At 47.5% G+C, this 14,631-nt stretch carries 6 protein-coding genes and 1 pseudogene; all 7 read left to right on the forward strand.

Annotation, left to right across the window (positions count from 1 at the left end):
* Positions 1-15: 15 nt before the first annotated feature.
* A complete protein-coding gene (gene cobS, locus SALPA_RS21535; protein WP_145098789.1) occupies positions 16-741 on the forward strand; it encodes an adenosylcobinamide-GDP ribazoletransferase in 726 nt (241 codons plus the stop codon).
* 38 nt (positions 742-779) lie between these two features.
* The gene (locus tag SALPA_RS21540; protein ID WP_145098792.1) at positions 780-1,661 is read left to right on the forward strand and encodes a GHMP kinase; all 882 of its coding nucleotides are present in this window, start codon (positions 780-782) and stop codon (positions 1,659-1,661) included.
* Complete coding sequence (gene cobD / locus SALPA_RS21545) at positions 1,642-2,751, forward strand: threonine-phosphate decarboxylase CobD (protein ID WP_255451292.1); 1,110 nt, start codon at positions 1,642-1,644, stop codon at positions 2,749-2,751. The genes SALPA_RS21540 and cobD overlap by 20 nt, the downstream gene beginning before the upstream one ends.
* Positions 2,752-2,755: 4 nt before the next feature.
* The gene (cobC, locus tag SALPA_RS21550; protein WP_145098795.1) at positions 2,756-3,364 is read left to right on the forward strand and encodes an alpha-ribazole phosphatase; all 609 of its coding nucleotides are present in this window, start codon (positions 2,756-2,758) and stop codon (positions 3,362-3,364) included.
* A 25-nt stretch (positions 3,365-3,389) separates the two neighbouring features.
* The gene (locus SALPA_RS21555; RefSeq protein ID WP_145098798.1) at positions 3,390-3,716 is read left to right on the forward strand and encodes a cupin domain-containing protein; all 327 of its coding nucleotides are present in this window, start codon (positions 3,390-3,392) and stop codon (positions 3,714-3,716) included.
* A gap of 401 nt (positions 3,717-4,117) precedes the next feature.
* Positions 4,118-5,824, forward strand: coding sequence for a ShlB/FhaC/HecB family hemolysin secretion/activation protein (locus tag SALPA_RS21560; RefSeq protein WP_145098800.1), 1,707 nt, complete (start codon positions 4,118-4,120; stop codon positions 5,822-5,824).
* A 37-nt stretch (positions 5,825-5,861) separates the two neighbouring features.
* Positions 5,862-14,631, forward strand: a pseudogene (locus SALPA_RS29190) (hypothetical protein); the annotation flags it as partial.

Below are 14,631 nucleotides of genomic sequence, written 5' to 3' on the forward strand. Positions count from 1 at the left end.
GTGGAGGAATAAAGGTTGAAAGACTTTTTTACCGGATTACAGTTTCTTACCCGCATTCGGCTGGTAGAGCAACATGACTGGTCACCAGACAGCTTTGGACGTAGTGTTAAATATTTTACATTGATCGGTGCTATTATCGGCTTGATTTTGGCTGGACTGAATTATGTTCTTAGTCAGTTCTTACCATCCCATGTGCTGGCAGCTGTCATTATTATAACTGAGATTGTGCTTACCGGCGGGCTGCATTGTGATGGCTTTATGGATACAGCTGATGGCGTATTTTCCGGCCGTTCCCGGGAACGTATGCTGGAGATCATGAAGGATAGTCGGGTTGGTGCAAACGGCGTAGTGGCCTTTGGTCTATTACTGCTGCTGAAGTATTCACTTATTATAGATATGACACCGACAATGTTATTTGCTGCGCTTATTGCTATGCCGGTGGCAGGGCGCATGGTTATGGTAATCAGCATTACTTCCTTTTCTTATGCACGTCCTGAAGGCATGGGGAAAGCCTTCGCGCAATATGCCGGTCGTGCTACCTTAGGTATTGCTGCTGTTGTTGCTATCGCAGTGGTTGCAGCATTAGGCATCCGGGCCTCAATTAGTGCTGGTGGAGCCGTTGTGGCCGGAATATTGACAGCTCGTTATTTGGCTACTGTTTTGGGTGGTTTAACTGGAGATACCTATGGCGCTGTTACTGAATTGACCGAATTAGCAGTATTGCTCCTATTTGTAATCTAAAGGAAATAAGATTCAATCACTGAAAGGCTGACTTTTCAATGACGATTAAAGTTAAAGCACCCGGCTCATGTGGCGAATTAGTGCAGGGCACAATAAATGGGGTCAACTTCTTAATTACCTGTCCGGTGGATTGGTATTCTGAAGTTACCGTAGTTTCCGGTGATAGTATGGTACATACTGAGCCTAAGACTGCCACAGCTGTATCCAAGACATTTGAATATCTGAATATTTCAGGAACCCTAGGTTTAACTGTGGAATCTGATTTGCCAGTAGGCAAAGGCATGGCGTCAAGCAGTGCCGATATCAGTGCTGCCTGTCAGGCTGCTGCACTGGCAGCGGCAGGCCGGCACCTGTCTTGTGACGAGATTGCCGATATTGCTTTAACCATTGAACCAACTGATGGGATTTTTTATCCCGGAATTATTATGTTTGATCATGTGGAAGGCAAAATTCGCCGCTTTTTAGGCAATCCACCGCCAATATATATTGCTGTTTTCGATGTTGGCGGTCAAGTAGATACACTGGCTTTTAACCACCGTAAGGATCTAGCCGCTTTAAATCAAGCGAAAGAGCCGCAGATTATGGCTGCCGCTAGATTAGTAGCCAAAGGCCTGGAAACTGGTGATGCGCGGCTCATTGGCCAGGGCGCGACGATGAGTGCTGTAGCTAATCAATCAATACTATATAAGCCTTGTCTGGAACAGGTTATAACGATCAGCCGGGATTTTGGTGCTGTTGGCATCTGCGCCGCTCATAGCGGCACAGTTCTGGGTGTTATGTTTAGTGCAGCTGCCATGAACGGCCATGAAAGTTGCATCAAGGAAATAGGCCGTGTCTGCTCGGCAGTGGTCTATCTCAAAACTGTCCAGTTAATTGCCGGCGGGCTTATCATAACAGGAGATGATGGTAGTGATCGCTGACAAGCAGATAGATAGCTTTGTTCACGGCGGTAATGTGCATGCTTGGGCCAGAGAGAGCGCTGGTGAGTTAGCGGATATACTAGACTATAGTGCGAATATCAATCCGCTGGGCTTGGCTGATAGTGTACGGAATGCTATAATTCAGTCTGTAGGCCAGGTGGTTCATTATCCTGATGTAGAGGCTGCGCTGTTGAAAGCGGCGATAAGCAGTCACTATCATGTTGATGTAGCACGGATTACGGCTGGCAATGGTGCTGTTGAATTGTTATATGTATTGACACATACGCTGCGTCCTAAGCGGGTACTTATTCCGGCGCCTGCCTTTAGCGAATATGAGCGGGCTGCCAGGGCGGTTGGTGCGGCAATTGAGTATGCCTATTTAGTACCGGCAGATGATTTTACCATCAATGTTGAGGAGTTAGGCAGCCGTCTAAATGGAGTAGATATGGTTTTTATCGGCAATCCTAATAATCCTACAGGTACGCTCGTGACTGTCAGTCAAATAGAGCGCTTATTGAGCGTAGCCAGGCAGACGGGAACAATAGTCGTTGTTGACGAATCCTTTATGGACTTTATCATCGGTGATCAGGACTATACTTGCCGGCCATTGCTTACGCAATATGATAATCTGGTAATTATCCATTCACTTACCAAGTTTTATGCTATTCCCGGTCTCAGACTTGGCTTTGCTTTGACTCATCCTGGTTTAGCGGCTAAGCTTCATGCGGCTAAAGATCCATGGAATGTTAACTTATTGGCACAAACCGCCGGTGTGGCCGCTTTAGCAGATACGGAGTATCAAATAAAGAGCCGGGAGACTGTGAAGGTTGAAAAAAATAGATTCTATACCAGTCTAAAAGCCCTGCCAGGATTAAAGCCATTTGTGCCAGCTGTTAACTACATTTTAATAGATATAAGCCCAAGTGGTTGGGCTGCACCGCAATTGCGCCAGGTACTCGCTGCGCAGAGTATTTTAATTCGTGATTGTAGTAATTATCCGGGATTATCTACTAGCTATGTGCGGGTAGCTGTTAAGCTCAATGAACAAAACAAAATTTTGCTCCAATGGTTAGAGCAGGTATTGAGGTGAAGCTATGACTCGATTGATAGTAGTACGCCACGGGCAGACAGTGTGGAATTTAGAGCGAAAATATCAGGGACACAGTGATATTGCGCTGACAGACAAGGGGCTCAGGCAGGCGGAGGCCGTTGGCGCGCGCTTAGCTGATGAAAAAATTGATGCCGTTTATGCCAGTGATTTATCGCGCGCTTTCAAAACAGCGGAATGCATTGCAGCCAGGCACAGTCTAACGGTACGTGTTGTTCCGGCCTTACGGGAAATAAAGTTTGGCGACTGGGAAGGTCTCACTTATGAACAAATTTCTGCGCAATGGCCAGGGCTGCTGGGTAAGTTATGGACAACTCCCGATGAACTTCAAATACCAGGCGGGGAAAGCTTTCAACAGCTCAAAGAACGAGCTTATGCGGCCATCGAAAGAATTGTAGCAGCGCATCCGGACCAGACGGTAGTAGTAGTGGCCCATGGCGGCACAATTTGCACAATTTTATGCGCTATGCTTGGCGTTCATTTGAATCATGTGTGGAACATCAGACAGGATAACACCGCCGTCAATATCATTGAATATTATGAAGGCCGGCCGACAATTACGTTACTAAATTGTGTTAGCCACTTAGTAGAATAGGCAGCATTACAAGGATGTGAGGCCGATGAACTTATTTGATTTGCCCAAGATATTGCCAGAGGAAGAACTGTTTGAAACGCTGCTGCCTGACCAGGGGGTTTTGATTGAACGGATTATTTCAACAGGGCAAGTATCGCCGCCGGATTTTTGGTATGACCAGGAGCGGGACGAATGGGTGGCAGTATTGCAAGGCGAAGCCGTTCTTCAATGGGAAAATGGGAGCGAACAAAGGCTTTTAGCCGGTGATTGGGCTTGTATTCCTGCACATAAGCGGCATCGGGTTTCCTATACCTCGAAGCAACCGCCATGTATTTGGCTGGCTGTTCATGGAAGATTAGTGTTAAACCCTTAGAAATGTAAAAAGAAAAAAATATTGATACATGAGAAGTTTGATATTATGCTGCTGCCAAGCCTTCCTACAGAGCAGCAGGCAAACTCATGACAAAATGACTAGAGATACTCCTTTGCACAAAAAGGAGTGTTTTTTTATGTCTAATACAAACAAATCATGACCAAAATGGTTTTTTTATACATAATTGTATGATTTATAAAGGGAATTTATGGTCTTTTATGGTATTTAATAATATATTAATAATTTTAAAAGTAACTTTATGATAGAAATTTATTATGTTTGGTATCTGTACCGACATTTTTTTGTTTTCTACAGCATAACTAAATTTGCAGGCCGATATAGTTAGCCGCGTGCTATTGCGTCTGACTTTTTATATTTAAAAACAGAATAGGAGACCAGTAATGATCCAGAATACTCACAAAGATTTACTGTTAGCTAAGATTTGCGTACTTGTCCTAATAATCCTATTTACTGCCACAAGCCTCACCTGGGCAGCGCCACCATCCCGAACTGATATTGAAGAACAAAATCGCAAGGCACGCCAAGAAGATCAGGCGCGCAGGCAACGTGAGCAAGGCCAGGACGTTTTTTTGCAGAAGGGTAAGCAAGGTGCTGAAACGGTAAAATTGCCTAATGAGACGCCCAGCTTCATCATAAACACCATAAAGATTGAAGGCGATGAAGAAGGTCGGTTTCCCTGGATGTATGAGCTGACCAAAAAGTATCAAGGTCAAGAGATCGGCTGGCAAGGGATAAACATCATTGTAAAAGTACTTACCAACGCCTTTATCGACCGCGGCTATGTAACGACAAGAGTACTTATCCCCCAGCAAGACATAGCAACAGGTGTCCTTACCCTGCAAGTGGTTCCCGGGACGATTAAAGACTTTAAACTATCAGATCCCGCCATTAGAGCAGATTGGAAAAGTGCTTTCCCTACAAGACCGGGAGATATTCTGAACCTGCGTGACCTCGAACAGGGACTGGAGCAAATGAAGCGTGTCCCATCCCAAGACGCTGAAATGCAACTGCTGCCGGGGGACAAGCCTGGCGAATCAATAGTACAAATCACTGTCAACCAGAAGAAGCCTTGGAAAGTAGTGCTCTCATTAGACGACTCAGGCAGCAAAGCCACTGGCAAGCTGCAGAAATCGGAAACCTTTTCACTTGACAACCTATTTGGCATCAATGACCTGTTCAACATCTCCTTTAATAGTGATGCCGAAAGAAAAGGCGACCAATCTGGCACAAAAGGAGACAGCTTCAGCTATTCGTTTCCTCAGGGTTACTGGACGTATTCCCTATCAAGTTCAGTATATAAATACCATCAGACAATTGATAACCAGGGAACTATCTTTGTATCATCCGGGCGTACCCGAAACCTCGAATTAAAAGCAGAAAAACTCGTGTATCGTGACCAGACCCGGAAAACCAGCCTAGCCTTTAGCCTGATCAAATCCCGCAGTAAATCCTATATTGACGACACAGAAATCGAAATACAGCGACGTAAAACCACTGCGGCCAAACTGGCTCTTAATCATAAACAATATAATGGTCAAGCCGTTGTTGACTATACGGTGGCCTACAAGCGAGGCGTACCCTGGCTGGGAGCACAGGATGATCCTTCTGCCGGTCAATCTAACCAGCCAACTACCCACTACAATATCTGGACACTGGACATCAGCCTCACAGCCCCTGTTACCATTGGCAAAACCAAAGCAAGCTACAACGCCACGCTGCACGGGCAGTATACCAAAGACATGCTGTATGCCGCCGAATTCCTCAGTATTGGCAACCGCTATACGGTGCGGGGCTTTGATGGCGAACAGACACTCGCCGCCGAAAATGGATGGTATCTGCGTAATGAAATAAGTGTGCCAATCAAAGAAACCGGCCCGGAAATTTATCTGGCCTTAGATGTAGGTCAGATTGGCGGTGCATCTGCCGGTCAATCACCTGGCAAAAGCTTAGTCGGTTCTACACTGGGGCTTCGTGGTACCTTGGCCGGAGCCCAATATGAAGTATTCATTGGTAAAGCTATCAAACGACCGGCTGGAATGGATGTGCCGGATCATGTTTTAGGATTTCAACTGCTTTATCAGATATAGAGACACTGTTGGAATGGCATCTCAAGGAGGAGATAGAATGATTGGTTTTTCATCAAGGAAGAGTAAAATGCGTAAACTAGTAGCCTGGATCACCTTAGCCGTATTCAGCCTGCAGCCAACCATTACAGCGGCACAAGTAGTAGCCGACACCAAGGCAGCGGCCAACAACCGGCCTGTAGTAGACAGTGCGCCAAACGGTACCCCTGTCGTACAAATCACTACACCGTCAGCAGCGGGAGTTTCGCGTAATCTCTATCAACAATTTGATATAAACAGCAAAGGACTTATTCTCAATAACTCATTCAAATTAACCATGACCAAACTCGCAGGCTACATACAGGGCAATTCCAACCTTGCAGGCGGTTCAGCTCGCATCATCCTAAATGAGGTTACCGGCAACAACATCAGCAACCTTGCCGGCTACCTGGAAGTAGCCGGTCAACGGGCTGATGTCATTATTGCTAACCGTAACGGCATCGTCGGGAATGGATTCGGATTTATTAATACAAACAGGGGCGTTCTTACCACCGGCGTGCCCGTATTTGGTGGAAGCGGCAGTCTGGATGCTTTTCGCGTCATTGGTGGACAAATAAGCGTTCAGGGAAAAGGCATTGATGCAACAGGAACTGACCGGGTTGAATTAATCAGCCGGTCAGTAACAGTCAATGCCGGTATCTGGGCCAAAGATCTAAACGTTGTGACAGGCAGTAACGACGTGAAATATAACACACTAACCACACAAACTCTCACCGGAGAGGGCACCCAACCCCAGGTTGCTCTTGATGTCAGCGCTTTAGGCGGGATGTATGCGAACAAAATTAAACTGGTTGGTACTGAACATGGTGTTGGCGTAAACAGCCAAGGCACCATCTCTGCCAGCGGCGGTGATCTCATACTAACGAACGCTGGCAAAATAACACTGGGTGGTCAGAGTAACGCCAGTGGCAATGTAACGGTAACCGCCGCAGACCGTATAGAAAATCAAGGGACAATTTACGCTCAGGAAAATACCACTATTAAAAGTACCGGTGCACTCAGCAATACCGGTGGTATTGCTGCAGCCCAAAATACCAATATAACGGCACAAACCATAACTTCAGCCGGAACGTTTGCCTCCGGTGTAACGAGTGGCGGCAAAATAGGAACAACTGGTGATCTTAGTCTAACGGCATCTGGAGCCGTGAATGCCCAAGGTAAAAACCTAGCGGCAGGAAACCTTAGGATCAGTGGTGCAAGCCTAGATCAGAGCGGAGCAACGACCTATGCCGGAAGGAATGCCACCATTACAGCCAGCACGGGGGACAGTAACCATACCGGTGCTACCTTGCAAGCCGGCGGCGCTTTAACGGTCAAAGCTGCCGGCACCGTCAAAAATAATAAAGATATACATGGTACCGCCGGTCAAATGACCGCTGATAACATCACCATTACTGCTGGTGACATTTCCAATCAGGGTAGCCATATTACGCAGACCGGTTCCAGCATGACCAATCTAACGGCAACAAACAGCATCGACAACACCGGTGGCACTATCGCTACCAATGGTTCAGCCCTTACAATACAAGCAAATGCAATTACTAATAACCAGGGACAAATACAGCACGCAGGAACCGGTGAGCTGGTGATAAAAGCCACCGGTGACATCAGTAATCGTAACGGTAGTATAACAAGCAACGGCCAAACCAGCCTTAGCGGCCAGAACATCGACAATGCCCAGGGTACGGTTGTGGTGCAAAAACAACTGGGAATCACTGCAGCCACGGTTTCAAACAGTCAGGGTACCTTTAGTGGCGCAGATACAGTAAAGCTAACAGCTTCAGGTGCTGTGAACAACCAGCAAGGCGTTATTCAGGCAAGCAAAGGCTTGGCGGTCACCGCCCAGGCATTGAATAATAGTGGTGGCAAGGTCACCAACATCGGCACGAGTGATGTTGAAATAATTGTAAAAGAGAGCATTCAAAACAAGAGCGGATTGATCGGTGGCAACGGCGATGTAGACGTCACGGCCCAAACCCTGACAAGCCAAGGCGGCCAGGTCATAGCGAAAAACAACCTAACAATCATAAGTAAGCAAAGCACAGACAATACCAATGGCACCATGTCCGCCGGGCGAGACGTCAATCTCAACCAAAGCAATGCCAACTTGACCAATCTTGGCGGTGAAATAAATGCTGCTGGAGCTTTGCATGTCCAGGCGGCGGCAGTGGATAACACCGGCGGCAAATTGGCGGCAAACAAGGATATTACCCTTATTGCCCAAAGCCTGGATGGCAATGGGCAGACTGTGGCCGGACAGGATCTTAGCGTAACAGTAACAGGCAATCTAACAAACAGCACCGGCGGTCAGCTCAAAGCCAATCGCGACGTGAACGTGAATGCAGGCGGAGCGGTCATCAACAAGGGAAATATTACTGCTGTCAGAAACGCTAATTTAAAGGGCAGCAATATCATAAATGACGACAAAGACGACAGTATTGCGTCTGGAAATGCTTTGACGATTACGACGAGCGGTAATGTGAATAACAAAGGCCAGATGGCTGGAAATGCCGTTTTGATAAATGCCCAAAATATAAATAGCACTGGAACAGTGACTGGTAGTACATTGAAGGTACAGACCAATAGCCTTACTAATAGGGGCGCAATTAGCAGTATAAGTGATATGAACCTTGATGTCAGTGGCACTTTGCTCAATCAAGGGACAATCTACGCCCAGGGAAATACTCAGCTATATAACGTCGATACACTTACCAACAGCGGTGTGCTTGCTTCTGCAAAAAATACAATCATATCGGCCCAGGTCGTGTCCTCTACCGGAGCTCTTGGCGCAGGGATTAATGCCAATGGCAGTGTTGTTGGCGATTCCGGCAACCTAACAATCGCTGCCACCGACGCTGTTACTAGCCAAGGGCAAACACTGGCTGGCGGCGATCTCGCCATCACCGGTACTGCTGTGGATCTTACTGGGAGTAAAACGAATGCAGGTGATAAAGCCGACATTACAGCTACCAGTGGCGATGTCAACAATACAGGGGGCACTATGCAAGTCGGCGGTGCCTTAACGGTAAAAGCCGTTGGCACAGTGAAGAATGATTTGGGCGCAAAAGGCAGCAAGAGTCAGATTGTTGCCGATAAAGTATCGATTACAGCCAAGGCCATCAGCAACAAAGGCGGCAGCATCAAACAAATCGGTTCAGCTGCTACAACCTTGAAGGCGACGGACAATATCGACAACACCGGTGGCACTATCGCTACCAATGGTTCAGCCCTTACAATACAAGCAAATGCAGTTACTAATAACCAAGGACAAATACAGCATGCAGGAACCGGTGAACTGGAGGTAAAAGCCACCGGAGACATCACTAATCGTAGCGGTAGTATAACAGGCAACGGCCAAACCAGCCTTAGCGGCCGGAATATCGACAATACCCAGGGTACGGTTGTGGTGCAAAAACAACTGGAAATCACCGCAGCCACGGTTTCAAACAGTCAGGGTACCTTTAGTGGCGCAGATACAGTAAAGCTAATAGCTTCAGGTGCTGTGAACAACCAGCAAGGCGTCATTCAGGCGAGTAAAGGCTTGGCGGTCACCGCCCAGTCAGTGAATAATAGTGGTGGCAAGGTCACCAACATCGGCACGAGTGATGTTGAAATAATTGTAAAAGAGAGCATTCAAAACAAGAGTGGGTTGATCGGTGGCAACGGCGATGTAGACGTCACGGCCCAAACCCTGACAAGCCAAGGCGGCCAGGTCATAGCGAAAAACAACCTAACAATCATAAGTAAGCAAAGCACAGACAATACCAATGGCACCATGTCCGCCGGGCGAGACGTCAATCTCAACCAAAGCAATGCCAACTTGATTAATCTTGGCGGTGAAATAAATGCTGCTGGAGCATTGCATGTCCAGGCGGCGGCAGTGGATAACACCGGCGGCAAATTGGCGGCGAACAAGGATATTACCCTTATTGCCGAAAGCCTGGATGGCAATGGCCAGACTGTAGCCGGTCAGGATCTTAGCGTAACAGTAAAAGGCAATCTAACGAACAGTACCAGTGGTCAACTCAAAGCAAACCGCGACGTGAACATAAATGCAGGCGGTGCAGTCATCAACAAGGAAAATATTACTGCTGTCAGAAACGCCAGTCTAACAGGCAGCACTATTACGAATGATACAGGCGCCATCCTAGTGACCGGAAATGCGCTGACAATTGCAACCAGCGGTAATGTGAATAACAATGGCGAAATAGATGGAAATGGCGTTTCGGTAAATGCCCAAAAGGTAGATAACACCGGCAAGGTAGTTACCGGTACATTAACAGTAGAGTCAAATAGCCTAAATAACCTGGGAGCTGCAGCAGCACTTAACAGTACGGGCGATATGAACCTTAAAGTTCATGGTGATCTCACCAGCCAAGGGGTAATCTATGCCCAAGGCAATACTACCTTAACCGGGATTGGTAACCTCACCAATACTGGTGTGCTTGCCTCTGCAAAAAATACAGATATTGCGGCGCAGATCGTGTCTTCTACCGGGGCTCTTGGCGCAGGAATCAACACCAATGGCGGCATTGGCAATTCAGGCAACCTCACAATCATGTCGTCCGGTGCTGTGACTAACCAAGGACAGGCATTGGCTGGCGGCAATCTTACCGTTAACGGTACCGCCGTTGATCTTGCCGGGGGTAGAACATATGCAGGCGGTACAGCCGATATTACAGCTAACAACGGTGATGTCAACAATACCGGCGGCGATATAGAAGTCGGGAGCACTTTAACCATAAGCGCAGCTGATGCTATTAAAAATGATAAAAACGCAACCGGTGTGGCCGGTAAAATAACGGCAGAGAAAGTGACGATGACAGCTAATAGCATCAGCAATAAGGAGGGTAGCATCAAACAAATTGGTTCAGAGACTACAACCTTAAAGGCAACAGACACCATTGATAACACTGCTGGAACCATTGCCACCAATGGTGCGTCCCTTACTATACAAGCAAAGGAAATTACGAATAACAAGGGAAAAATACAGCATGCCGGTATTGACGCACTGGTGATAAAAGCCACCGGTGATATTATGAATCGTAACGGTAACATACTAAGCAATGGCCAAACCAGCCTTAGCGGCCAGAATATCGACAATGCCCAGGGTACGGTTGTGGCACAAAAACAACTGGAAATTACCGCAGCATCTGTGGAAAATAGCCAGGGAACCTTTGTTGCTTCCGATACCATTAACCTCTCAGCATCTGGCACCCTTAGTAACCAACAAGGTGTCATTCAGACAAGTAAAGGCTTGGCGGTCACCGCCCAGTCATTGAATAATAGTGGTGGCAAGGTCATCAACCTCGACACGAGTAACGCCAAAATAATTGTGAAAGAAAGCATTCAAAACAACTCTGGACTGATCGGTGGCAACGGCGATGTAGCCGTCACAGCTAAAACCCTGACGAGCCAAGGCGGTCAGGTTATAGCGAAAAACAACCTAACAATCATAAGTAAACAAAGCACAGACAATACCAATGGCACCATGTCCGCCGGGCAAGACGTCAATCTCAACCAAAGTAATGCCAATTTGAGCAACCTTGGCGGGGAAATAAGTGCCGGTGGGGCTCTACATATCCAGGCGGCGGCAGTGAATAATACCGGCGGCAATCTGCTGGCGAACAAGGATATTACCCTTATTGGCCAAAGCCTGGATGGCAATGGCCAGACTGTAGCCGGTCAGGACCTTAGCGTAACAGTGAAAGGCAATCTAACGAACAGCACCAGTGGTCAACTCAAAGCCAATCGCGACGTGAACGTGAATGCAGGCGGAGTAGTGACAAACCGGGGCAATATTACGGCTGTCAGGAACGCTAATTTAAAGGGCAGCAATATCATAAATGACACAGGCGCCAATATTGCGTCCGGAATTGCTATGACTATTTCGACGAGCAGTAATGTGAATAACAGTGGGCAGATGGCCGGAAATGCCATTTTGATAAATGCCCAAAATGTAAATAACAGCGGCACCCTGACGGCAAATACTCTAACATTCAAGTCTGAAGGTATTACAAACAGTGGTACCTCGGCTGCAATTAGCAGTACAAGTGATATGAACTTTGATGTCAGTGGCACTTTGCTCAACCAAGGGACAATCTACGCCCAGGGAAATGCGCAGCTATATAACGTTGGTAAACTTACCAATAGCGGTGTGCTTGCTTCTGCTAAAAATACAACCATATCGGCCCAGGTCGTGTCTTCTATCGGAGCTCTTGGCGCAGGAATTAATAGTGATGGCAGTATTGGCGATTCCGGCAAGCTTACAATCACTGCCAACGGCGCAGTCACCAGTCAAGGGCAAACACTGGCTGGCGGCGACCTCGCCATCACCGGTACTGCTGTCGATCTTGTTGGGAGTAGAACATACACAGGTGATAAAGCAGACATTACAGCTACTAGTGGCGATGTCAACAATACGGGTGGCACTATGCAAGTCGGCGGTGCCTTAACGGTAAAAGCCATTGGCACTGTGAAGAATGATTCAGACGTAGAAGGCAACAAGGGTCAGATTGTTGCCGATAACGTGTCAATTACAGCCAATACTATCAGTAACAAAGGTGGCAGTATCAAACAAATCGGTTCAACTGCTACAACCTTGAAGGCGACAGACACCATTGATAATACTGGTGGCACCATCGCTACCAATGGTTCATCTCTTACCCTACAAGCAAATGCAGTTACGAATAACCAAGGGCTAATACAGCATGCAGGAACCAGTGAGCTGGTGATAAAAGCCACCGGTGACATCACTAATCGTAGCGGTAGTATAGCGAGCAACGGCCAAACCAGCCTTACTGGGCAGAACATTGATAATACCCAGGGTACCTTTAGCAGTACAGATGCAGTAAATTTAATAACTTCAGGTGCTGTGAACAACCAGCAAGGCGTCATTCAGGCGAGTAAGGGCTTGGCGGTCACCGCCCAGTCATTGAATAATAATGGTGGCAAGGTCATCAACCTCGACACGAGTAACGCCAAAATAATTGTGAAAGAAAGCATTCAAAACAAGTCTGGACTGATCGGTGGCAACGGCGATGTAGACGTCACGGCCCAAACCCTGATGAGCCAAGGTGGCCAGGTTATAGCGAAAAACAATCTTAAAATCACTAGTGAGCAAGGTACAGACAATACCAATGGCACCATTGCCGCCGGACAAGACGTCAATATCAACCAAAGTAATGCCAGTCTGACAAATAGTGGCGGCGCAATAAGTGCCGGTGGGGCTTTGGCTGTCCAGGCGGCGGTAGTGGAAAATACCGGCGGCGATCTGGCGGCCAACAAAGATATTACCCTGACAGCGCAAAGCCTGAATGGTAATGGCCAGACTGTTGCCGGTCAGGACCTTACGATAACACTAAAGGGCAATCTAACGAACAGTAGCGGTGGCCAATTCAAAGCCAACCGTGACATGAACGTAAATGCAGGCGGCACAGTCACAAACCAGGGAAATATGATTGCCGTCAGAAACGCCAATCTAACAGGCAGCAATATTACGAATGACACAAGCGCCGTCCTTGCGTCCGGAAATACGTTAACGATTACGACAACCGGCAAGGTAAATAACAACGGTCAGATAGACGGCAATGACGTTTTGGTAAGTGCCCAAAATGTAAATAGCACCGGCACGGTGGCTGCCAAGACATTGAAGGTACAGACCAATAGCCTGACTAATAAGGGTGCGATTAACAGTACGAACGACATGAACCTTGTGGTTCAAGATGATTTCACCAACCAAGGGGTAATCTACACCCAGGGCAACGCAAACATAACCGAGGCAGATACTCTCACTAATACCGGTATAATTGCCTCGGCCAAAAATACAACTGTATCGGTTCAAGGCGTGTTGTCTACCGGGGCTCTTGGCGCAGGGATCAATAGTGATGGCAGTATTGGCGATTCCGGCAACCTTACGATTGCGGCAACTGGTGCAGTCACTACACAAGGGCAAACACTAGCCGGTGGCGATCTCAACATGACAGGTACTGCTGTGGATCTTACCGGGAGTAAAACGTACGCAGGCGGTACAGTTGGCATCACGGCTATCAGCGGCGATATCAACAATACTGGCGGCACTATGCAAGTCGGCGGTGCCTTAACAGTAAAAGCTGTCGGCACTGTGAAGAATGAATTGGACGCAAAAGGCAACAAGGGTCAGATGGTTGCTGATAACGTGTCAATTACAGCCAATGCCATCAGCAACAAGGGCGGCAGCATCAAGCAAATCGGTTTAGAGACTACAAACTTGCAGGCAATAGGTGGCATTGATAACACCGGCGGCACTATTGCTACCAATGGTTCCTCCCTTGCCCTACAAGCAAATGCAGTTACGAATAACCAAGGGCTAATACAGCATGCAGGAATCGGTGAGCTGGTGATAAAAGTCACCGGTGACATCAGTAATCGTAACGGTAGTATAGCGAGCAACGGCCAAACCAGTCTTAGCGGCCAGAACATCGACAATGCCCAGGGTACGGTTGTGGTGCAAAAACAACTGGGAATCACCGCAACCACGGTTTCAAACAGTCAGGGTACCTTTAGTGGCGCAGATACAGTAAAGCTAACAGCTTCAGGTGCAGTAAACAACCAACAAGGCGTCATTCAGGCGAGTAAAGGCTTGGCGGTCACCGCCCAGTCATTGAATAATAGTGGTGGCAAGGTCATCAACCTCGACACGAGTAACGCTAAAATAATTGTGAAAGAAAGCATTCAAAACAAGTCTGGACTGATCGGTGGCAACGGCGATGTAGACGTCACGGCCCAAACCC

This window comes from Sporomusa sp. KB1, from assembly GCF_007830295.1.
Taxonomy (GTDB): domain Bacteria; phylum Bacillota; class Negativicutes; order Sporomusales; family Sporomusaceae; genus Sporomusa.